Consider the following 22,346-nt stretch of genomic DNA (forward strand, 5'->3'; position numbering starts at 1 on the left):
GTAGATTGACAACTTCATAACTTATTTGACCATTAGGGGAATCCTTTTAAAGGACTGAGAAACGAGTTTTACTCCGCTACCCTTATTACCTGAACAGGTTTGTACCTGCGTAGGGAAGTGGCATATCTTATTTCTTTGTGCACTTAAATGCCATCGATAGCCCACTTTCCGACTATGGAAAGTGGGCTTTTTGTATGAAAAAGGAGGAGCTTTATGAAAATAATTGCTGTGACAGATGACAAAATGGAACATCGTCAATTGCTCGATACCTTGTTAGCCATCGACTCTTCTATTGATGCCGTCATCTTACGGGAAAAGTCGAAAACGGATGCCGAAGTTATTCTGTTAATCCACCAATTAAGCGAGGCAGGTTTTGATACGACTAAAATCATTGTCCATGCCAGAGCGCATATCGCAGCGATGACAGGAATAACAAAAGTTCAACTACCTGGTGGGAACAGTGCATCACTGGCGACTAGCACATTCGGTAGATCCGTTCACTCGTTTGATGAAGCACAGGCTGCTTATCAAGCAGGTGCCGATTGGGTGTTATATGGACATGTATTTACAACTAGTTCGAAAGAAGGTGTGCCACCCCGTGGAACTGAGGAGCTTTTTCGTATCACTGCCTCACTTCCCATTCCTGTCTATGCAATCGGCGGTATTCAGCCGCAGCACCTTCCTGCATTGCAATTAGGGGGAGTGGCGGGTATTGCGCTCATGTCGTCTATTTTCAGTAACAATCAGCCGATAGCTACACTATCAGCCTATAGGGAGATGATTAGCTGTGTCGCAACAAGTTGATGTCGTCATTATCGGTGGTGGAATTATCGGGTGCAGTACCGCCTACTATTTAGCGAAAGAAGGTATGACCGTTCACCTTATCGAGCGCCATGAAATTGCACAAGGCACTACCTGCGCAGCTGGCGGAATGCTTGGTGCACACTCTGAATACTTGAATGATATCTTCTATTCATTCGCATGTGAAAGTCAGGCGCTTTATAAGGAATTCCAACGAGATGTAGGTATAGATATCGGTTATACAACGGGCGGTATTGTCCAGTTTGCACATTCCGATGAAGAACGGATAGCCCTTTCTCATTGGACCGATGCAGTCTACCTATCAGTTAAACAAGTTCGGGAACGGATTTCGTATATCTCCCCTCCCGCTTTCGGGGCTTATCTATTCGAAGAAGATGTCCATGTCCATCCCGAAAAGACTTGCCTCGCATTTTGTGAAGCGGCTAAACGTTTGGGTATAACTGTTTCCGAGCATACACAGGTCAATGAAATCATCGCATCACATGGCAGCTATCAAATACGCAATGATTCGACTACTATTGTCGCGAAACACGTCGTCATTACAGGGGGAGCAGCAAGTATGGAGCTCGTACCTGGACTTCGAATGTCCGAAGTAAAAGGTCAATGTGTTCAGCTTGATGCGCAGAAATTACATTTACCCTACACCCTGTTCCATCGAGGCTGTTACATCATCCCGCGTCCAGATGGAACACTCGTTGTCGGAGCCACGATGGAACCAGGTCTGACAGATTTACAGACTACTTCTGGCGGAAACCTTGCGTTGGATACCATTGCAGAACATTTTATACCAGGTCTTTCCCGCTTTCCTGTTATTAAAAGATGGGCAGGTCTGCGTCCAAAAACCGTTGACGACTTACCTTATATCGGGCGGGTTCCTGGGAAGGAAAATATGTATATCGCAGCGGGTCATTTTAGGAATGGCATTTTGTTAGCACCCGCAACGGCTTGCTTGATTCGAGATTTAATTTGCAACACTGAAGTGCAAAAAGAGCGGATTGAAACATTTGATCCGAAAAGGGGGATTTTTCATGAAGCGAATAATCGAACTGAATGGCAATCGGTATGACGTACCGAGAGATATTGGAAATATACAGGAACTGCTAGGACATCTTGAACTTGCAGAGCGTATCGTCATCGTTGAAATGAATCGTGATATTGTTTCGAAGGATGCCTATGATAAACCAATCAATGACCGCGACCAAATAGAAATTATTCACTTTGTAGGAGGAGGATAAAGATGTTAACAATTGGTGATAAAACATTCCATTCAAGGTTGCTACTAGGAACAGGTAAATATCCGTCGTTTGATGTGCAAAAAGAAGCTGTGCGGGTATCGGAATCAGAAATTCTAACATTTGCAGTAAGACGCATGAATATATTCGAAGCATCACAACCCAATTTTCTAGAGCAACTGGACCTGTCAAAATATACATTACTCCCTAATACGGCGGGCGCAAAAACAGCTGAGGAAGCGGTACGTATTGCAAAACTAGCAAAATCTTCAGGACTCTGTGACATGATAAAAGTTGAAATCATCGGATGCGATCGGTCATTGCTTCCCGACCCAGTAGAAACACTACGCGCAACGGAACTGTTATTGGACGCAGGGTTTATCGTCCTTCCTTATACATCTGATGATGTAGTACTTGCACGTAGATTATGTGAAATGGGTGTACACGCTATTATGCCAGGTGCCTCCCCTATTGGATCAGGACGCGGAATTTTGAACCCACTCAACTTGTCGTTTATCATCGAGCAATCTACTGTCCCTGTTATTATCGATGCTGGAATTGGTTCACCGAAAGATGCTGCTTATGCGATGGAACTCGGTGCGGACGGGGTTTTATTGAACACGGCGGTTTCGGAAGCGAAGGATCCTGTAAAAATGGCGCTGGCGATGAAGCTAGCCGTTGATGCGGGACGACTTGGCTATGAAGCTGGTCGGATGCCGGAGCGCGATTATGCGGTTGCGAGCAGTCCATTGGAAGGACTTGTAACAAATTGACCGCAAAATATTCACGCCAGGAGTTGTTCGCTCCGATTGGCGAAGAAGGGCAAAAACGGATTCGGAATGCAAGTGTCTTTGTTTTAGGCGCGGGGGCACTTGGCTCGTCTGGTGCTGAAATGCTTGTCCGCGCAGGCGTTGGGCGGCTAACGATTGTGGACAGGGATATTATCGAGTGGACCAATCTTCACCGCCAGCAACTGTATACAGAACAAGACGTCATTGAGCAATTGCCAAAAGCCGTTGCTGCCAAGAAACGATTGACTGCTTTGAATAGCGATGTCGATGTAACCGGGATTGTTGTCGATGTGACACCGCAAAATGTTCTCGATTTGATGGCTGGACATGATCTAGTATTGGATGCAACAGACAATATTGAAACACGCCTATTGGCAAACGATGCCGCGCTAAAACTCGGCATTCCCTTTTTCATGGGGGCATGTGTCGGCAGTTACGGTCTGACATTCCCAATTGGTATTGAAGATCACCAGCCTTGCTTACATTGTTTGTTGGAAACATTGCCATCACAAACATTGACGTGTGATACAGTCGGCGTTATTAGTCCAATTGTTGTAACAACAGCAGCCCGGCAAGTTGCGGACGTATTGAAATATATAACGGCAACATCTTTTGAACCAAAGTTGGAGTCTACTGACTTATGGACTGGAAACCGTGCTGCAATTAGCGTCACAAGTATGAAAAAAGCCGAATGCCCGAGTTGCTCTACGGATGCAGTCTATCCATTCCTTTCCGCACGTGAATCGATGAAAACAGCGGTGCTTTGTGGTCGAGATACTGTACAACTAGCATGGCCAATAAGTAGAAAGTTCGAGCTCGACTCTTTCGCCAACTCCATACGTGGAAGTGTTTCTACACTACTTCACAACCCACATCTTGTTGCCTTCGAATACAATGGCCATCGCGTTGTACTGTTTCGCGATGGACGTATGCTTGTTCATGGTACGAAAGATGTTGTAACAGCGAAGAAAATTGCAGCCGGATTACTGGGCTGAGCGGGATTTTGGTTGACACGATATGCTTCAATAGTAGTTTGCTACAATAAAGGACGACATAATATTTATCGAATAGTCCCTGTACATTCGGGCATACTACCTCTTGAATGATTTCTAAATAAAGGAGGAAGCATAATGTCAAAGTTCACACCTAAACCAAACGATTCAGCTGATAATGAAGAAAGGCTCAAGAAAACAATAAGTAATCTAGAGGCAGCAGAAGCAGCAATGGAGTTCGCAGAAGGAAAAGAATTAGCTGCTATTCAGGAGAAAAATGCACGACGGAAAGAAGGCATTAAAAATTTAAAGAATGAAATTATTGAAGAAGATAAATCGCGTATTAATGGGTATCTTTAACGGCAGGTTCAAGATACCCATTAAGTACATTCTAGTGCCAAGGGATAGCTTCTGCTATCCCTTGATTATGTAACACCTCGCCCTGCTCTACTTGCTCCACTTCCCCGTCCAAGACAGCATCCCCTCCATTAAGAATTAATTCAACTGCTTTCTACTATTTTAACAATAAATCTACAATATAATTTTTAAGCAAGCTATATTGGACTACTTTCAATAGATTTTTTCAACTTCCATCTATTTTTGTCCGAATTGTGAACGAGTTTTGCCCGAAATAATAAAAAAACACTTACATCAGCGAAAATTTCTTTGCTACACTAACAAACAGACCCGTGATATTAGCCTATTGCGCAGGTCTCGAATAAGCTGTCGGAGAGGAAGAATAACATGAAACAAGAAACGAGACTACCAAGAAACGGGAAGGAAGGTGCATTGTACGGTACAATCATTTGCACGCTGACAGTTCTCTTTATGGTTTCCTTAAATGTCATTTTAGCTGTTGGAGAATTTAATGTAGACGTCGCCTTCACAATCATTAAACTTTTGCCTGTTTTCTGGATTATAGCCATGGTTATTGAACCGGTTCTTATTGGTCGGATTGCAGAAAAGTTGGTAGACAAATTTACGAAACCAACTGACAGTTTCAATGCTAAAATTTTATTCCGTATCATATTTACCGTACTCGGTATGTCAATTTGTATGACGCTTATCGGTGAATGGATTAGCAATGGGTTTGGTTCTGAAACCTTCAACAATTTCTTAACGAATTGGCCAAGAAATTTCTTACTCGTCCTCATTGCTGAAAGCTTAGTTATTCAACCCATTGCACGATTTGCAATGGTGAAGCTACATGCTGCTCAAGATAGAAGAAATCAGGCGGTAGCTTTGTAAAAACGGGATAACTTCATGACGATTTACAAGAACAAAAGCACAAGCGCCTGTTCAGCCCCGACAAGCGCTGGAGGGCTTGAAAGTAAAGGCGCCCTTTACCTTTACTAGCAAGACCGAAGCGACTCGAGGGGCTAGGTGCTGGAGCCTAGACGAGAAATAACCCTATTCCGACTTATCCACAGTACGAGAATTTTATAATTTCCTAAGCTATAAAAAAAGAAGCCATTTTGACGTAGATCAATCAAAACGGCTTCTTTTATAATAGTAGCATTCATCAAAAACTACCTGTACTCCATTTTTAATTGATGATTCTCGTCATAATGGGAAGTGGGATGATAAGGGATAGTCGGTATTTCCGTGAGATTGTGTAAACGTCTTTTATATTCTTCTAGATATCGCTTTCGACCTTCTTCATCATGTGATGGCGTCCAAGAAATGAAGGGTTCGACAGGTTCCAAGCCAGCAAAGTAAAGCATTCCATGATTAATATGATAAAGTATCTTCTCATTCATATCACCATCCATTCCATACGGCGTATACGCATGTTTAGGAGAGCCTGTTGTAGCGGACAACATCGCTTTTCTACCTTTGAGACCACCAGTATCATATCTATTATCTCTTGAATAAATAAAACCGGAAGCAAATACTCGATCAAACCAGCCTTTCAAAATGGCTGGAACAGAATACCACCAGATAGGAAATTGAAAAATAACAAAATCTGCCCAAAGAAGTTTTTCTTGCTCCGCCTGAATATCCGGAGAAAAACCACTCGTCTTCGTTGCATACTTTTGTTCGACTGCATATTTTAAAAAGTTGTCGTTTTGAAGGGATTGAAAGTCATCACGATCAGCAACAGCTTTGAAATTCATCGCATATAAATCAGACACTCTAACTTGGTGACCGAGAGATGTTAATTCTGAAACGGCAAGGTCCTTTAAAGCACTATTGAATGATCTGGGCTCTGGGTGTGCGTAAATAATTAATATATTCATGATTTCATCTCCTCTAGTTTACATGTGTTTTTTCAGTTTCTTTTTGAATGTAGTGTTCGCCACGAGTACACCAGCTAAAATGAGCATGGCACCAAAATAGCCTTGTAGCCCCATATTTTCATGCAGGAAGATAAATGCAAGTATAGCTGAAAAAATGGGTTCAAGCGAAAAGAGAAAACCGGCACTTTCAGGTGTCGTATACTTTTGAGCAATTGGCTGCATGACAAAGCCGTAAGCAGAACAGATAAGTGCCAGACCAAGTATCGCAAACCAACGGCTCGCACTATTCGGCAAAACAGGTTCTTCAAATAGAAAGGTTCCAACGGTTGCAAATAGAGTAGCGAATCCCAGTTGATAAATCCCTAGTTGCAGGGCATCAACCTTACGTACAAATCGGTTTGTAACGATAATGTGAATCGCATAAAGGAGGGCGGCTACTAAACAAAGTAAGGCGCCAGATGCAATATTAAAATCATCTCCAATCAGTAGTAAGGCTAAACCGGTTGAGACAATTAGAACGCCCCCTACAATTTTTTTACTAGGCAGCTTACGTGTGATGAATACTTGTAAAATCGGAACGAGAATAACTGTTGTACTCGTCAGGAAACCAGCTGTAGAAGCAGTCGTGTTTTTCATACCATACATGAGCGCAATGAAAATTCCACATAGCAAGCCCCCCAAAATCGCACTGTATTTCAACGTTTTAGCATCTACACGGATAATTTTCTTGAAGAAGATTGCTGCCATAACGATAAACGCAATGCCAAATCGTAAAGCGATGATCGTTATTGGTGGAATCGCATCCACCGTGAGTTTCATGAAGATATACGAGGCTCCCCAAGCGAATGAAACCGTAGCTAAAATCCAGTTCGCCTGTCGCTGTGTCATAATTGTAAGTCCTACCTTTCATCTAATGCTAGAATGATTAGCTTTATCGTATCACCTGCACTTGCATTAATAAAACGAATATTTATAATGAATCTATTAGGTTTACTAATGTAAGGAGTGTAAAAAAATGAATTCGTATGACGCTTTTATCAAAATTATTGAAACAGGCAGTTTTACCAAAGCAGCTGAAGAGCTTGGCTATACGCAATCTGCCATTAGCCAAATGCTTCATTCATTAGAGAAGGAGCTTTCGACCAAGCTGATTTTGCGTTCCCGTAAAGGGGTTGCATTGACGCCGGATGGCGAGGAGTTTTTACCTTATATTAAGAATATACACAATTCACATCGGGAATTGATTGAAAAGCATAACGAGATGCAGGGACTGGAAAGTGGGCTTATCCGAATTGGAACGTTTTCAAGCGTTTCATGCAATTGGCTGCCAGGATTGATGAAGGATTTTAAGGAACAATATCCAGCTGTTCATTTTGAATTACATCAAGGGGAATATACGAATATTTCTAATTGGATTAAAGAAGGAAGCGTAGACTTTGGCTTTGTCAATCCAACTTCTGTCTCAAATCTGACAACCATTCCACTGCGAGAAGATGAAATGCTTGCAATCTTGCCAATGGATCATCCTTTGGCTATGCATCACAATGTTTCCTTAAATGAATTAACAAATGACCCCTATATACTTTTGGATGAGGGCGAACTAAGTGAACCGTTAACCATTTTTCATCAAAACAACCTGCAACCCAATATCCAATACCGGGTGCATGACGATTATACGATTATGGCCATGGTTGAACAAGGACTCGGGCTGACTATTTTACCTAAACTTGTCTTAAATCGCTGCCCGTATAACATTGTAACGAAAACGATCTCTCCATCTGTTTTTCGTACAATCAGTCTGGCATACAAGAACAAAAAAGTGCTGCCAATAGCAAGTAGATATTTTATTGACTTTATCATCGAAAGGTATAGTAATCCTGTTTGAATTTTGTGAATACCAAAAAGAATCCATCTTGAAAAAGATTAATCAAAATGGATTCTTTTCTTGCTATATAAATTGAACTAAAGAAGCTTACCAACAACGCTCGGCGCTTGGGGATGCCTCTCGCGATAAGCCTGATAGGCGCCTTCGCTGGAGATTAGGTGGAAATCATAAGTTCACCATATATAATTGTTATGTAGATTGAATAAAAAGGGATACTAATCACACAAATTGAATTCTTCTTTTTACTGTTTAAATGATAATCCACTTTCCTCCAATGAAGCTCTGAGTACAGGTAAAGAAGCTGGTCCCATTCCGTGAAATTGTAAAATCTCTTTTTCACTATATGTGGCTAATTGTTGCAACGTTGTAATGCCATGATGCTCCAACGCTCTTCTGGCAGGTGCCGAAAGCTTTGCAAGAAATCCATCGGCCGGCTTACGTTCTTGCTCGCAGGTCGGACAAACCGGACAATCACTGCTCTTATAATACTCGTGTCCATTGCTACATACTCGTAAACTTCTTTTCGGAGTTGTCATAATCGAATATCCCCTTCCTGACCATACACGTTTTCTCCCATTTTAAATGACTAGTCCATCAGCTTGCAAGTAAACCCATCAATAAATACAACGCCGTTCCCCATATAAATACCGCTGAGCATTTATTAAATAAAATAAATACTTTACTCGCTATTTTTATTTTCTTCAATGTTGCCCCAGCAATTGTTAAACCCAAAAACCAGAGCCAAGAGACGATGATGCAAGTAACCGCAAAGGCAAATTGTTGCTGCCCACTATACTTAACGGCACTCGTCCCAATCACACCTATGATATCGAGCAGTGCATGTGGGTTCAATAACGATACGGATAGCGCAAAAAGGATTTGCTTTTTAACAGGTAATGCTTCTTTCCCCTCCACGTTCGCCGCGCCAGAAGACCAGATTACTTTCCCCATATAGATGAGAAATAGAATGCCCACGACTAACAAGCCAAATCGAAGCCATTCAAATTGTAATACGATTACCGATAAACCTAAAATCGCTAAAATTATTAACAACGTATCACATATGGCAGCAGTTATCGCCGCAGGAAGCGCTCTGAGAAGATGTGGTTGCGTCACACCTTGCGTAAAGACAAAAACGTTTTGAACACCTAAAGGTAATATCAATCCAAATGCTAAAATGATGCCATGTAAAATTGGTTCCATGCGTGCAACTCCTTTCCTCTCTATCGTACCTATGCTATAACTAAAGATAAAGGTCCAATTGGTTGGTTATTTACCCACCCAATTTTACGGAGGAATGAGCTATGCATTGGCAACCAAATCGTTCACTACCCGGTAGTTTAGCAAAACAAATCGTCGCATGGATGACCGAACAAATTGCAAGTGGCCAATGGGCACAAGGAACAAAATTACCACCCCAACGCCAGCTGGCACTAACACTCGGCGTCAATCGCAGCACCGTCCAAGAAGCGCTTGACGAATTAAAAGCAGATGGCATTTTATCTTCCAAAGTCGGATCTGCCACATTTGTTTCAAATGATTCTTGGAATATGCTGGTGAAGCAAAAACAGCCAAACTGGCAGCACTATATCGAGACAAGTATTCACAGATCGAACTACCAAACCATTCAGCTTATCAATGAATTCGAACAAGATGAATCCATCATTCGATTGGGGACAGGTGAACTCGCGCCTGGTTTATTACCAACAATAGACATCAAAGCCTCACTCCAGCAGCTGCAATTGGACGGCAAAACAATGGGCTATTCTTCTCCACAAGGTAGCTTAAAACTAAGGCAAGCACTATGTGAATATGTAACAAAACGAGGCATTACCACTACCCCTGAAAATATTTGCATTGTCTCAGGTGGATTACAAGCTCTGCAACTAATCGCAGTTGGCTTGCTTGAAACAGGTTCCATTGTTTTTCAAGAAACCTTTTCCTATTTGAATTCCGTCCAACCATTCCAATCTTTTGGCATGCACTTGCATAGCCTGACAGATAACCAATTACATGCCAAGGACATAGAGCGTATCCGCAAAAAAAGGCAAGCGATTCACTATACAATCCCAACCCTCCATAACCCAACCGGCCGTATCTGGTCATTGGAAGAGAAGGAAGCTTTTTATATGATGTGTGAATCCATACAACTCCCCATTATTGAGGACGATGTCTATTTTGAACTAGCGTTCGATGAACAAACACCTGCGATTAAATCATTCGACCAATCTGGTCAAGTTCTCTATCTTGGGAGTGTCTCCAAAACATTAAGCCCAGGATTAAGAATCGGCTGGGTCATTGCATCATCACCTGTTATTAAACGCTTAGCCGATATCAAAATGCAAATGGACTATGGATCAAGCGCCATCTCACAAGAAATTGTCGAGCACTGGCTTCGTACAGGCCTATATGAACAACATATTCACCAGTTAAAAGCAGAACTAAAACGTCGTGCTCAACTCATAGAAAGCCTATTGATAAAACACTTTCATGCAATTGCTTCTTGGGAATCACCAAAAGGAGGGTTTTATATATGGCTCAAATGTAAAGAGCCGATTGTCACAACGGAGTTGTTTATGCAACTACTGAAGAAAAAAGTACTCATTCATCCTGGCTATATTTATGCGCCTTACGATACGCACCATATCCGTCTGTCATTTGCCTATAGTTCCGATGCTGAATTACGAAGAGGGATGGATATTCTTTATCATGAAATAATGCAGATACTTGAGAAACAGCGCAATGAATGAAAAACAGGATTACCTTACAAGTTTTAGAAGAGAGAAAGAGGAGCTGTCAATAATTTGGCTGTGTAAATCTGGTGAGTCGAAGGTCCCGAAATGACGATAACTCTGTTCAATTGATCGATAAGTTTACGGAAATGATCGACAACCTTGGACAATTGATCGATAACAACTTCGAATTGATTGATAACTTCTTGCAATTGATCGATAAGTTTTCAATGAGGATTGCCGAGAGATAGAAAGCTGCCTATTTGTGATTTATAAAGCCAAGGCTGCCCAAAAGGTAGTGAAAACTGACTTTCCGGACAGCATCATTCCATATTTATTTCTTCACTTGTGAAATCGTCAGCCCATCCCCGATTGGAATCAGCAGCGATTCCAATCGGGGATGATTCGCTACCGTTTCATTGAATATCTTCATTAATTCTGTATAGCGTTTCGGTTTCACTTCTGGATCCACTACACTACCGTGAGCTAGTACATTATCCGTTACGATTAACGCCCCCGCCTCTGCAAGCCGAATACAATAGTCCAAGTAATTTTCATAATTTTCTTTATCCGCATCGATAAAGAAAAAATCAAACTGCTGCCCCTCACTTACTAATTGTTCAAGGCTTTGTAAAGCAGGACCGGTCATATAGGATACTTGATCGCCAAAGCCAGCTTTCACTAGATTGCTCGATGCCAACGCTACATATCGCTCTTCCAACTCAAGAGAAGTCAATTTCCCTTCACCGCCAAACCCTCTTGCAAGGCAAATTCCGCTATAACCGCCAAGCGCACCGATTTCCAGTATATGTTTAGCCCCTGAAATCGCCATCAGCATCGTGAGTAGCTTGCCAGAAGAAGGCGACACCGATATAGCAGGCATACCATTTTCCTCAATGGAAGCAATGACTTCCTCCAACAAAGCATCTTGCTGTGTATATACTGCATCAATATAATTATTAATTTGTTTCATCTACTTCACTCCCTTCCCCGCTAGTATCTGGCGCCTTTTTAGGATCGACCACTTCATCCTCATTGATTTCAAATAGCTGAATAAATTCACTAATGACCATATCAATGGCTTTTAATTCACCGATTAAAATAGGTTGAATCGATTGAAACTCGGGTTGGTCAAGCTGCTGTTTAATCGTTGCGCGCTTTAAATGCATGCGTTCTAAAAAAGCGATAGCTCTCCCACGGCGAAAAGTTTTTGCCCCACGCTGATGTGATCCCTCTTCCCCACCACGGCGTCTACCACGATGATGTCCTTCTCTCTTCTCATGTTCTTCTTTCATAGCCAATCACCCTTCCTCGTATACTTTTGTATACACTCAGTAATATAACTAATCGTATACCAATGTATACACTTAGTCAATAGTCATCTATTTTAATCTACTAAACAGGAGCCTAACTACACTTTAGATGTAGTTAGGCTCCTGTTTAGTACCATCATTCAATAGCAGGTTACTCATTCCGCATGGCAAATCCATCCCGCGAAAAGACCCGTTGAATAAAATCGGGTTATATTTGTAAAACCAGCTTCTTCTAATAGCACCTCAATCTGTTTTTCAGGGATGAAAGAAATCTTCATAATCCCTTTGCCCATGTCGTCCAATTTAGACGATTCATATCCGACATCAAAGAAAAAAGTTTTCCATACGTTTATTCTGTCTTGAAGTTCGGCTTCACCAGGGTCTCCGTAGGCACTAACGAGCACGAATGGCGCTCCCGGCTTCAATTTCCCCTTAATAGTTTTAAGCAGTTTCAACTTCTGTTGTATATCTTCTATGAAATGAAGAACTAAAATACAACTTGCCGCGTCGAATTTCGCGTCTGAAGATGGCAAGTCATCAACTGTCCCTTGAATTAGTTTGACACGCTTTTCTAAACCGAGTTGAATGGATTTATGCTCAGCCATCTGAAGCATCTCTTTAGAAGGGTCAACTCCGGTAAATGTCCATTTAGGGTTAGACGGTCCCCATGCGGCTAGTTCATTTCCTCCACCTGCTCCGACCACGAGCAATGACGCCTCTTTTTCGCCCCATTGAGCTCGAAAATAAGATTGAACCATCGAAAATAACGTATCATATGTGGGAATCGAGACTCGTGCGTTTGCCTCATATGCAATAGTATTTTTAGAGTCAAATGTAAGTTCTTCAGTCATTGTTAACCGCCTCCATTATTTAAGTATGCACTAGTGAGTATAAGTGAAACATTTATCTCTCATTTTCAATCGAGTATATTACAGACTTCTAATATCTATAATTAACCAAAAAAATCAATTGGTATGTTCACAATCAATTTTTTTCGACTCAATTTGTTTAGCAATATCACTAATATATTTGCTATTTAATTCGTCATTCATCTTTTGTTCTGCCACCATCATCACATTTTCAATCAAACAATCTTCATGTTTAAATAAATCTTCGTGCTCCAATGAGCAATTGAATAATGTTGTCTTCCCTTCAATCGCATGAATGACGTCTAAAAATGAAATCTCTTGCGACTGTCTTACAATGCTGTACCCACCTTTAACACCTGGAGTCGATGCAATAAGTCCTGCTTTCACAAGTTTCGTTAAAATTTTTGACAGATATGTGGATGACAGATTTTGCATATTCGCTAACTGCTCTACGCCAACAGACTTTCCCCTCTCAGTTAACGTTAAATAAACCATGGTATGCAAAGCATAATTTGTCGCTCTTGAATATTTCATTGCTTCTCTCCTCTCCCGCATCTATTAAAGACCTTTAATATCTGTAATTGATTTTATAGGACAACAAGAAGAATATCAAGCTATTTGCATTCACTCGTTTGAAGTTTGGCACCCTTCTTTAAATCCAATAAAAAAAGCTTGTTCAGTATAAATACCTAAACAAGCTTTCATTATTATTTCCCCCTCACAAACAACACCTTAACCCACTGATTCACCAAAAATGGCATAACGGACAAGGTATAAATAAACCCTAATTGCGTGCCATTTAATGGTGTGACTTCAAACATTCCCGTAAGTGATGGCATAAATAACACAGCATGCAAACATAAAAAACCGATTAAAAAGGCTAACCACGTATATTTATTCGAAAATACTCCAATGGTGAAGATTGACTCTTTTGATCTGGAGTTGAAGCCATGTACTAATCTCGCTAAACATAACGTTGTAAACGCCATTGTACTAGCTGTTTGCGCATCCCCCGCCTGCAAGCCCATTCGAAAAGCAATAATCGTCACAATAGCTATTAATATGCCCTCGAGTATCACCTGAGTCGTAAATGCTTTATTCAATAAAGGTGTTTGAATATCTCTCGGCTTGTCCTTCATCGTTTTTTTATGATGCGGCTCTAAGCCGATAGCAATGGCTGGCAAACTATCCGTCAATAAGTTAATAAATAAGAGATGCACGGGTGCAAAGGGAACGGATAAACCAAATACCGTTGCATATAACACAACAAAAATAGCGCCTGCATTGCCTGATAATAAGAATAGAATCGCATTTTTAATATTCGTATACATACTGCGGCCATTCGAAATCGCTTTGACAATCGTCGAAAAATTATCATCCGTTAAGATCATGGAGGAAGCATCTTTCGCTACCTCGGTCCCGGTGATGCCCATCGCCACACCAATATCCGCTTGTTTTAGGGCAGGACCATCATTGACACCATCTCCTGTCATTGCAACGACATGTCCTTTTTCCTGCCAAGCCTTAACGATTCGAATTTTATGCTCGGGTGTTACACGAGCATAGACAGAATAATCTTGAACCTGATCTTGTAGCTGTTGATCGGTTAGTCCCTCAATTTCATATCCTTCAATCACCTCTGATGGATCTTGTAATAGCCCAATTTGTTTGGCGATTGCAGTGGCTGTTATTTTATGGTCACCTGTAATCATAACGGGTTTAATGCCCGCTTTTATACAGCTTTCAACCGCTGCCTGTGACTCTTTTCTCGGAGGATCCATCATCGCTAGTAAGCCGACAAAGATGAAATCTCTTTCATTCCAAGCATCCATTGGTTGATGTGCCTGTATCCCCTTGTAAGCAATTGCCAATACTCTTAATCCATTCATCGAAAAATCATGATTCACTTCTTCGATTTTTTTGCGCTGCTCTTCCGTCATCGCACGTACACCTGTAGAAGTCTCGATTTTCACGATTTTAGGCAGCAAAACATCTACTGCTCCCTTGGTAATCATAATCGTTTGCTGATTGATTCGATTCACCGTCGTCATGAGCTTTCTATCAGAATCAAAAGGAATTTCCGTCAGTCTAGGATAATGATCTCTGGCAATTAATTCATCAAAATCATATTGCTTTCCTAACTTTACTAGTGCAATTTCGGTAGGATCACCGATTTCTTGCTGATCCCTTTCCACAGCATCATTACATAACAGTGCTTGTAGGATCAATTTTTTCTCTATACTATTTTCCATTTGAAGTTGATCGTGTGGAATCACTTTCTGATCGACAAATACGTGTTGCACCGTCATTTTATTTTCGGTTAATGTGCCCGTTTTATCTGAACAAATCACAGATACACTGCCCAGACTTTCGACAGCATAGAGCTTTCGGATAATGGCATTTTCCTTCGCCATTTTTTGTGTCCCAAAAGCTAGCACAATCGTCACAATCGAACTTAATGCTTCCGGAATAGCCGCAACCGCAAGCGAAACCGCAAACATAAACGATTCGACTAACTCGCGTCCTCTGAACAAATCAATCGTGAAAATCGCTAAACAGATCAACGTTATCCCTAAAGCTAATTTTTCGCCAAAATGATCGAGACTCACTTGGAGGGGTGTTTTTTTCTCTTTCGCAGTATCTAGTAAATTGGCGATTTTTCCGATTTCTGTTTCCATGCCAATCGCGGTCACGACAACAATCCCACGTCCATTGGTGACAAAACTGCCAGTGAACACCATATTCTTTTTATCCCCAATGGTTACCTGATTTTCTTCAATCAGTCCGATAGTTTTCGCCACAGCCAATGATTCACCTGTCAGCGAACTTTCATTGATATGCAAATTATAGCTTTCCACTAATCTGCCGTCAGCGCTTATATAATCACCAGCATCCAAATAGAGCAAATCTCCAACGACGATATCTTCTGAAGGTATTTCTACTAGCTGGTTATTCCGCATCACTTTCGCAACTGGAGAGGTCAACTCTTTCAAACTATCCAAAGACTGCTCTGCCTTCACATGCTGTACAGTGCCTAAGACTGCGTTTAAAATAACGACAATCAGTATGACAATCGTACTTTCCACTTCACCTAATAGAAATGAAATGAAAGCAGCAATCAATAAAATAATGACCAATAAATCTTTAAACTGTCCAAAGAAAACTGCGAGGATACTTGTCCTTTCTCCTTCCGCCAATTCATTCGTACCATATACTTCTTGTCGCTTCTGGACGTCTACATCACTCAATCCTTGATTTGTTACGTCCAAAGCCTCCATGACTTCAACGGATGATTGCTGATGAAAGTCTGACATTCGATTCCCCTTCCAGTACGTAATCGGTAGACTATCATGCCATCAATAGCTACCTTATAGCTTGTCCTTTCTTATACAGGCAGTTAAGTCATTTTAATTTTGTTCACTATCTACTCCATCAATACTATTCCCTGGTCTGTTCCATTATGCTAATTTCCCCGAAAATAAAAAGCACTCATATTGAGCGCTTTTCATGTGATAGTAAAATTCCAATTCGCTTTACCTGACTGTTTGTTTTCTCATCCATTGCGTTGCAACCCACTTTTCACCTGCTATAACAGGTGCTCCACCATGTAAAGTTAACTCATTTACATTTTTATCGGTATAAAAATACTCAAAATACACGGCGGTACCCTTTTGTGGCGATACTGAAAAATTAAGTTTCGGGAAATAAGTTTCTCCACCTTGTTCTACGTCATTTAAGTACATCACGAGCGTACTGATTCTATTATTGTTAGCCGCCTTACTTGTTGATGAAAAAAAATCATAATGCGCTTTATACTCTTGGCCAGGCGTATACTTTAGAATTTGAAGGCCTTCTCCATGTTCAATCGGTATATTCATAATAGATGAGACTCTTTTTTCAACTCTAGCAACAATGTCATTTTCACTTTCCTCTAAAAACATACTGCTACTTGTTCTCAATTCATTCACTTCACGTGTCGCCCCAATTTTGGAACGTTGCATGCTGTCCTTTGCCTTTGCCAATCTAATTAGTTCATCGCATTCTTCGTTGCTTAAAACATTTCCTAAAACAACTATCAACGGCTCTTCTAATCTTGCGACTATTAAGACTTCTCTATCCATTTTTATTGTAGTTCCAGTGTGATCAAATATCGTTTGCTCTTTATTCTCCGTTATCAACTTCAAGCAACCCCTTACACTATTTAATTGTCAGTACGAGTACGTATTTTGTGTAGTGATTATACGTGCTAACAGTTTTCTTTCACTTCAACTACTCGATTATCGGGGATGCCTTATCCTTTCTTTTCCAGTCTTATTTTATCACGTGAATTTAATATGTCGCAAGTTTGGGAAGATGTATTAATTTTTGTAATGATTCATGGGACATGACATTCCCTAAGGATATATTTAAAATTTTTCACACTATCATTACAACTTGAATAAGCTATCAAATTGAAAATACCTTAGAGCAGGGAGTACGATAGTATGAAAAGATGGATTTTTGCATTGCTAATTCTATGTTCAATAGGATTGGCAGGTTGTATAGAAAAAACAGTAAATGAAGAATTAGAAATAAATTATAATGAACAGAAACAACCGATGGAGGATCTAAAAATACCCGAAACTGATGATAAAGAAGCAGAAAAGGGTACAAATCCTGTAGTTGTAAATATCATTGATCCAAATACATTAGAAATAATTAAAACTATATCACCAATAGATTTAGGTTATGAAACAAATTTCGAAACATATAAAAAGGAAATTGAAAAACTAGCTTATGAATTAGCAAGAGGTACGGAAACAGAAGCTGGTTATGACAAGAGAATGGTTCTTGATAAAATGGATGATAACGGTCAGATTATTAAAGGTAGTCCAAGGATTATTTTAAAAGAAAGTGAATTGGTGGATAGGATTGTAGATGCATCACTTACTGGCAAGGACATTGAAATTCCTTTGTATGTTACAGAAAGTAGTTATAATGTTGAAGATATTCCTCACTTAGAGGACATAATAATTGCTTCTTATACAACTTATTTCAACAGCTCAGATGTAAACAGGAACAAAAATATTGAACTCTCAGCAAAGGCTCTCAATAATGTGATCGTTGGAAGTGGGGATTATTTCTCATTTAACGACATGGTCGGACCGAGAGACGAGCTAAATGGCTACCAACCGGCACCGGAAATAATTAATAAGAAACGCGTCATGGGTATTGGCGGAGGAGTTTGCCAAACGTCCTCAACACTTTTTAATGTAGTCGACCAATTATCAGTAAAATATATTGAAAGGCATCATCATTCATTAGATGTGGGCTATGTGCCAAAAGGAAGAGATGCAACTGTTTCCTATGATGCATTAGATTTCAGATTTCAAAATACACAAGATGGACCTTTTTTATTAAAAGCGATTTATGGCAATGGCTTTCTTACGATAGAAGTAAGAACTTTGAGGGCATATGAAAATACTATAGAATAAGTTTGTAGAGGTAAATCGAGTCAGGAAAAGATTCTCTTGTTCCGCGAACAAACCATCGAGGTGCTTGGTTCTAAAAATCTTAGAATTGTTTATAATTGAATCAATTTCGTCATAGAACGATTAAACACATAACACCAACAATGAATTGATAAAGCCTTTAATTTATTCGTCTTTACTTGTGAAATAAGTAATTATGAAATTGATTAATACAGTTGTTAATACGCAAGAAAACCTCACCAAGATTACCCCTAGTGAGGTTTTCTCATATAAATCTAGAGTGAATTGTGCAGCGGGCTGATGCTACTTATTCAAAGCCGCTAAAACTATTTATAATGGCACAGTTCCCTAAAAAACCTTTCTTTCATAAATTCGAATCGATAACAGCCATGAACAAGCATAGAGCGTAGTAACTAATAATATGATGAACAAATAGAGTTGAGTAGCTTCTAACGTTAATACCATTTGAACAAACTCCCTAACTTTATCATTCACGTTAGGGATGAATAAAGGAATAAGTACCAGGTAAATAGCTAATGAAGCAAGCCCACCAATTAGCATATATTGACTTTTAAATTTATACGAAAACGGGAACATCAATGATATCGCTACCAGCACAGAGCTAGCGATCAATAGTATATCTTTCCACACCATTACTTCTTGATGAATGATTAAATTGCCAATAAAGATGGTGAAAACGACTAAGCCTATGAAAATAAATGTACCGATATATTTTGAACTGACAATTTCTTTCCGTGTATAAGGCAAAGAATTGAGCAGCATATGACTCGCTGATTTTTCATCAACGCTATAAGCATTCATTACAATTGCGATGCTAAATATTATGCCTATCCAGACATATGAGTCTTCTAAGAATAACAAAACAACTAAAAGTGGCAACAAAATCAATAACGTCGTCTTTTGCAAAAGGATATCTTTCCGAATTAAATTAAACATGCTGTTCAGCGCCTTTCTTTGTATAGAACATAATATCCTCAAGAGTTGCCTTCTCAATTAAAGCCGGTTCCCCAAAAATATCTTCTGCACGTGCTTTATTAACTGTTAATCCTACAAAACCATGGGTGGATTTTCTTATGGCTATAAATTCTCGTTCTGTATCCCCATCCAATAGCTCCAGACCGCCCTTTACAATAGCGTACTCCTCTTCAATTTGAGTAAATTCTTTTGTGAAAATATGCTCACCATTATGGATAAACGTAATATAATCCGCAAGACGATCCAAATCTGTCGTAATATGAGTCGAAAAGAAAATGGTTTTCTCCCCGTCTTGCATAAGATCACGTAAAATATCTAACAACTCCCTACGAAAAATCGGGTCTAATCCAGATGTAGGCTCATCCATAATAATTAATTCCGCGTGATGCGATAAAGCCATTGTTAACGATGCTTTCATCATCATTCCTTTCGAAAATGACTTAATCTTTTTATCTAGTGGCAATTCAAATACTTGAACATAATAATCGAATAGATTGTCATCCCAGTTGGAATAGGATGGCTTTATTATATTTTTCATTTCCGCTAACGTTACATGTTCATAAAAAATATTTTCATCGAACACAAAACCAATCCGCTGCTTGATTTCTTTTTCATGGTCCTTATAATTCAAACCGAATATCGAAATTGTTCCGCTATCTGGTCGCAATAAATTCATAATCAATTTAATCGTTGTTGATTTCCCCACACCATTTCCACCAATAAACCCTGTTACGAATCCCTTTTTAACAGTCAATGAAAAATCCTTTAGTTGAAAACCATCAAATGATTTTTGCACATGCTGTAATTCAATTACATTTTCCATCAGTCATCCTCCGTAAACAATAATGTAAGTATTTCTTTGAGTTCTGCTAACCCCAGACCCATTTCTTTACCGTTTTGAATAGCATCCACCAACTTTTCTTCAATCACTTTCATTTTTCTTTCCTTCATCATCTCCATATTTTGCTCCGCAACGAACGAACCTTTGCCAACAATCGAATAAATAAAGCCAGTTTTCTCAAGTTCCTCATAGGCACGCTTTGTTGTAATGACACTAATCTCTAAATCCTTTGCAAGCTGGCGCATAGAAGGAAGCGACTGCCCTTCTTGTAATTCACCTGTTAAAATCAGCTTTTTGATTTGAGCATGGATTTGCGCATAAATCGGCTCTTTTGAACTGTTCGAAATAAGTATTTGCATGCAACTACCTCTTCATCTTTTATTGTATATATACTATATACACACTATATACAAATTATTTTTATTTTGCAACTGAAATTATTGTCAAACTCAAAAAAAACAGAAAACATGAGATTTATGATTTGCAATCTCATGCTTTCTGTTTTTGAATTATTTCGTTATCATCCACTGGGTTCATGCTTTTTAATAAACATGTTCTTTAATTGAATTTCGTACAGTAAAGGGCTTACCGATTATTCTATCTTCATTCAGCAGAAGACTCCACCTCTATAGGTGGAGAGATGAATGCGGTTTTGTTTCCTGTTCAGCGAGTGTTCAAACGTCCGCTGAACGAAGATAAAGCCTCCGGCGGATGTCACAGATTTTGAATGGAGTCAATCGAGCAAGCTCGATTCAAAATCTGGACACAATTACGCCAAGGCTTAATTAATCGGTCAAGCCATTTATAATTAACTGTTTAAAGAAGCTACACTTTTTTAAAATATTCCTTCCTTTTTGCACCTGAAACTGCTTTCAGTGCCATTAACCCTAATAAGAAGAAGGCAAATGAACCTATTAACCCCACAGGACGGATTGAAGTTAATTCAGCAGTTAAACCTATTAATACCGTTAAAGCAATAATAAAACCTGCTTCAATCACACTAAAAATGCTGCCGAACCTTCCCATCATCTCTACAGGAACGTAATTTTGGTAGAAAGTCAAATATCCTGTATTTGCAAACGTTACAGCAAATCCAATTAAAAATACACCAGTCGCCGCACTAAAAAAGCCATTTGAACTATAAAATACTAGATAGCCTATTGAGGTGAAAATAGTACCAAAACCTATTAAAAGATTAACTGCAAGCTGCTTCGAAAATACTGAATTAATAATTGAACCTAGTATAAATCCAGCTCCAAAGATACTTAATAAAAAACCATAAATGGAATCTGGCATTGAAAGTACTCCTTTAGCAAATGCTGTTTCGAGAGAATCTATTGCAGTCATGAATATAGTAGTACCGCTAAATAATACATAGATTTTTGTGACATAGGTATAGTCCTTACTGAAATTAAAAACAACCCGAAAATCATTTTTTATCAGATCCCATGTAAAACTTTGTCCCTCTGTCTCTTTGAGTCTTGAATCAACATTAGGTAGCATCATAATGATAATAGCCGATAGAAATAAAGCCACTGCATTCACATGGATGGCAGTATAAGGGGTACCCATCCAAAATAAAACCCCAGCAATGGTAGGACCTATAAGCGAACCACAAGAGTTGATAAAATTTCGTAGTGCATTAAAGCGTTGCCGATCTTTTTCAGGGATTAGTTTAGTCATATAAACCATAGATGTAGGATGAAAAATAGCACTTCCCATATTAATGATAAACACCAGTATATAAACATAAATAAGTGAAGGTAAAAATGGAATTAACGCAATACATAGTGCTCGGAAAACATCTAATCCCATCATAAGTCGTCGGGTATTTACTCGATCAATTAAACTACCCGCCCAAGCATTCGAACATATCGTTGCAATTGGTCCTAGTATATACAGTAAGGCAATTGCAAGTGGCGAACCTGTTTCATTCAATACAATTAAATTCAGTGCGATTAGGTAAACCCAACCGCCCACATTTGAAATCCCTATTCCGACTAGTAGCATTAAAGGGTACTTCCATCTGGACATATTCACCACTCCTTTTTTATTTTTATGAAAAAATAAAAAAACTCACCCCCAAGATAGTTATCTTGGGGGGCGAGTCATGTCGCGGTGCCACCCCAGTTCACCTCCACATTGCTGCAGAAGCCTAATCG

Annotated in this window: 24 protein-coding genes, 1 riboswitch and 1 other annotated feature (1 of these 26 cut by a window edge); of the genes, 10 read left to right on the forward strand and 14 right to left on the reverse strand. The window is 39.6% G+C overall.

The window, feature by feature from the left end:
* The first annotated feature begins 24 nt into the window (after nt 1-24).
* A riboswitch (TPP riboswitch) is annotated at nt 25-133 on the forward strand.
* Between the two features lie 80 nt (nt 134-213).
* The 7 genes from N1I80_RS15405 to N1I80_RS15435 all read left to right on the forward strand — a co-directional run bounded on the left by N1I80_RS15405 (nt 214) and on the right by N1I80_RS15435 (nt 5,085).
* Complete coding sequence (locus N1I80_RS15405; protein WP_340738736.1) at nt 214-804, forward strand: thiamine phosphate synthase; 591 nt, start codon at nt 214-216, stop codon at nt 802-804.
* A complete protein-coding gene (gene thiO, locus N1I80_RS15410; RefSeq protein WP_340738737.1) occupies nt 788-1,888 on the forward strand; it encodes a glycine oxidase ThiO in 1,101 nt (366 codons plus the stop codon). Before N1I80_RS15405 ends, thiO begins: the two co-directional genes overlap by 17 nt.
* Nucleotides 1,851-2,057 carry a sulfur carrier protein ThiS gene (gene thiS, locus N1I80_RS15415; protein ID WP_340738738.1) on the forward strand — a complete coding sequence of 69 codons (207 nt, stop codon included), beginning with the start codon at nt 1,851-1,853 and terminating at the stop codon, nt 2,055-2,057. Before thiO ends, thiS begins: the two co-directional genes overlap by 38 nt.
* A complete protein-coding gene (locus tag N1I80_RS15420; RefSeq protein ID WP_340740061.1) occupies nt 2,054-2,827 on the forward strand; it encodes a thiazole synthase in 774 nt (257 codons plus the stop codon). The genes thiS and N1I80_RS15420 overlap by 4 nt, the downstream gene beginning before the upstream one ends.
* On the forward strand, nt 2,824-3,840 hold the full coding sequence (locus tag N1I80_RS15425; RefSeq protein WP_340738739.1) for a ThiF family adenylyltransferase: 1,017 nt from the start codon (nt 2,824-2,826) through the stop codon (nt 3,838-3,840). Before N1I80_RS15420 ends, N1I80_RS15425 begins: the two co-directional genes overlap by 4 nt.
* Nucleotides 3,841-3,975: 135 nt before the next feature.
* Nucleotides 3,976-4,197, forward strand: a complete 222-nt coding sequence (locus tag N1I80_RS15430; protein WP_340738740.1) for a small, acid-soluble spore protein tlp — start codon at nt 3,976-3,978, stop codon at nt 4,195-4,197.
* A 384-nt stretch (nt 4,198-4,581) separates the two neighbouring features.
* The gene (locus N1I80_RS15435; protein ID WP_340738741.1) at nt 4,582-5,085 is read left to right on the forward strand and encodes a DUF2798 domain-containing protein; all 504 of its coding nucleotides are present in this window, start codon (nt 4,582-4,584) and stop codon (nt 5,083-5,085) included.
* A gap of 281 nt (nt 5,086-5,366) precedes the next feature.
* On the opposite strand, the gene N1I80_RS15440 is transcribed toward N1I80_RS15435, so the two are convergent.
* On the reverse strand, nt 5,367-6,077 hold the full coding sequence (locus N1I80_RS15440) for an NAD(P)H-dependent oxidoreductase (RefSeq protein WP_340738742.1): 711 nt from the start codon (nt 6,075-6,077) through the stop codon (nt 5,367-5,369).
* Between the two features lie 18 nt (nt 6,078-6,095).
* Nucleotides 6,096-6,965, reverse strand: coding sequence for a DMT family transporter (locus tag N1I80_RS15445; protein ID WP_340738743.1), 870 nt, complete (start codon nt 6,963-6,965; stop codon nt 6,096-6,098).
* A gap of 127 nt (nt 6,966-7,092) precedes the next feature.
* Between N1I80_RS15445 and N1I80_RS15450 the strand changes: the two genes are divergently transcribed.
* Nucleotides 7,093-7,962 carry a LysR family transcriptional regulator gene (locus tag N1I80_RS15450; protein ID WP_340738744.1) on the forward strand — a complete coding sequence of 290 codons (870 nt, stop codon included), beginning with the start codon at nt 7,093-7,095 and terminating at the stop codon, nt 7,960-7,962.
* 242 nt (nt 7,963-8,204) lie between these two features.
* On the opposite strand, the gene N1I80_RS15455 is transcribed toward N1I80_RS15450, so the two are convergent.
* Together N1I80_RS15455 and N1I80_RS15460 are read right to left on the reverse strand one after the other, a co-directional pair.
* Nucleotides 8,205-8,498, reverse strand: coding sequence for an RNA polymerase alpha subunit C-terminal domain-containing protein (locus N1I80_RS15455; RefSeq protein WP_340738745.1), 294 nt, complete (start codon nt 8,496-8,498; stop codon nt 8,205-8,207).
* A 58-nt stretch (nt 8,499-8,556) separates the two neighbouring features.
* The gene (locus N1I80_RS15460) at nt 8,557-9,165 is read right to left on the reverse strand and encodes a LysE/ArgO family amino acid transporter (protein WP_340738746.1); all 609 of its coding nucleotides are present in this window, start codon (nt 9,163-9,165) and stop codon (nt 8,557-8,559) included.
* 101 nt (nt 9,166-9,266) lie between these two features.
* Between N1I80_RS15460 and N1I80_RS15465 the strand changes: the two genes are divergently transcribed.
* Nucleotides 9,267-10,712, forward strand: a complete 1,446-nt coding sequence (locus N1I80_RS15465) for an aminotransferase-like domain-containing protein (protein WP_340738747.1) — start codon at nt 9,267-9,269, stop codon at nt 10,710-10,712.
* 316 nt (nt 10,713-11,028) lie between these two features.
* Here N1I80_RS15465 and N1I80_RS15470 read toward each other — a convergent pair whose 3' ends face one another.
* From N1I80_RS15470 to N1I80_RS15495, 6 genes are all read right to left on the reverse strand, one after another.
* Nucleotides 11,029-11,667 (reverse strand): O-methyltransferase, encoded by a 639-nt coding sequence (locus N1I80_RS15470; protein WP_340738748.1) that lies wholly within the window; start codon nt 11,665-11,667, stop codon nt 11,029-11,031.
* Nucleotides 11,654-11,989 (reverse strand): hypothetical protein, encoded by a 336-nt coding sequence (locus N1I80_RS15475; RefSeq protein ID WP_340738749.1) that lies wholly within the window; start codon nt 11,987-11,989, stop codon nt 11,654-11,656. Before N1I80_RS15475 ends, N1I80_RS15470 begins: the two co-directional genes overlap by 14 nt.
* Before the next feature lie 173 nt (nt 11,990-12,162).
* Entirely contained in the window at nt 12,163-12,858 is a 696-nt protein-coding gene (locus N1I80_RS15480; protein WP_340738750.1) for a class I SAM-dependent methyltransferase, read from the reverse strand.
* A gap of 114 nt (nt 12,859-12,972) precedes the next feature.
* A complete protein-coding gene (locus N1I80_RS15485; protein WP_340738751.1) occupies nt 12,973-13,410 on the reverse strand; it encodes an Rrf2 family transcriptional regulator in 438 nt (145 codons plus the stop codon).
* A 173-nt stretch (nt 13,411-13,583) separates the two neighbouring features.
* Complete coding sequence (locus N1I80_RS15490; RefSeq protein WP_340738752.1) at nt 13,584-16,190, reverse strand: cation-translocating P-type ATPase; 2,607 nt, start codon at nt 16,188-16,190, stop codon at nt 13,584-13,586.
* A 219-nt stretch (nt 16,191-16,409) separates the two neighbouring features.
* On the reverse strand, nt 16,410-16,997 hold the full coding sequence (locus N1I80_RS15495; protein ID WP_340740062.1) for a 2OG-Fe(II) oxygenase: 588 nt from the start codon (nt 16,995-16,997) through the stop codon (nt 16,410-16,412).
* Between the two features lie 363 nt (nt 16,998-17,360).
* Between N1I80_RS15495 and N1I80_RS15500 the strand changes: the two genes are divergently transcribed.
* Entirely contained in the window at nt 17,361-18,350 is a 990-nt protein-coding gene (locus N1I80_RS15500; protein ID WP_340738753.1) for a VanW family protein, read from the forward strand.
* A 345-nt stretch (nt 18,351-18,695) separates the two neighbouring features.
* Here the strand turns inward: N1I80_RS15500 and N1I80_RS15505 are convergent, their stop codons facing one another.
* The 4 genes from N1I80_RS15505 to N1I80_RS15520 all read right to left on the reverse strand — a co-directional run bounded on the left by N1I80_RS15505 (nt 18,696) and on the right by N1I80_RS15520 (nt 22,218).
* A complete protein-coding gene (locus N1I80_RS15505; protein WP_340738754.1) occupies nt 18,696-19,304 on the reverse strand; it encodes an ABC-2 transporter permease in 609 nt (202 codons plus the stop codon).
* Nucleotides 19,297-20,166, reverse strand: coding sequence for an ABC transporter ATP-binding protein (locus N1I80_RS15510; RefSeq protein WP_340738755.1), 870 nt, complete (start codon nt 20,164-20,166; stop codon nt 19,297-19,299). Before N1I80_RS15510 ends, N1I80_RS15505 begins: the two co-directional genes overlap by 8 nt.
* Nucleotides 20,166-20,543 (reverse strand): GntR family transcriptional regulator, encoded by a 378-nt coding sequence (locus tag N1I80_RS15515; protein ID WP_340738756.1) that lies wholly within the window; start codon nt 20,541-20,543, stop codon nt 20,166-20,168. Before N1I80_RS15515 ends, N1I80_RS15510 begins: the two co-directional genes overlap by 1 nt.
* A gap of 466 nt (nt 20,544-21,009) precedes the next feature.
* Entirely contained in the window at nt 21,010-22,218 is a 1,209-nt protein-coding gene (locus N1I80_RS15520) for an MFS transporter (protein ID WP_340738757.1), read from the reverse strand.
* A 62-nt stretch (nt 22,219-22,280) separates the two neighbouring features.
* Nucleotides 22,281-22,346: a binding site (T-box leader), on the reverse strand (it continues 195 nt past the right edge of the window).

The organism is Sporosarcina sp. FSL K6-3457, assembly GCF_038007285.1.
GTDB lineage: Bacteria > Bacillota > Bacilli > Bacillales_A > Planococcaceae > Sporosarcina.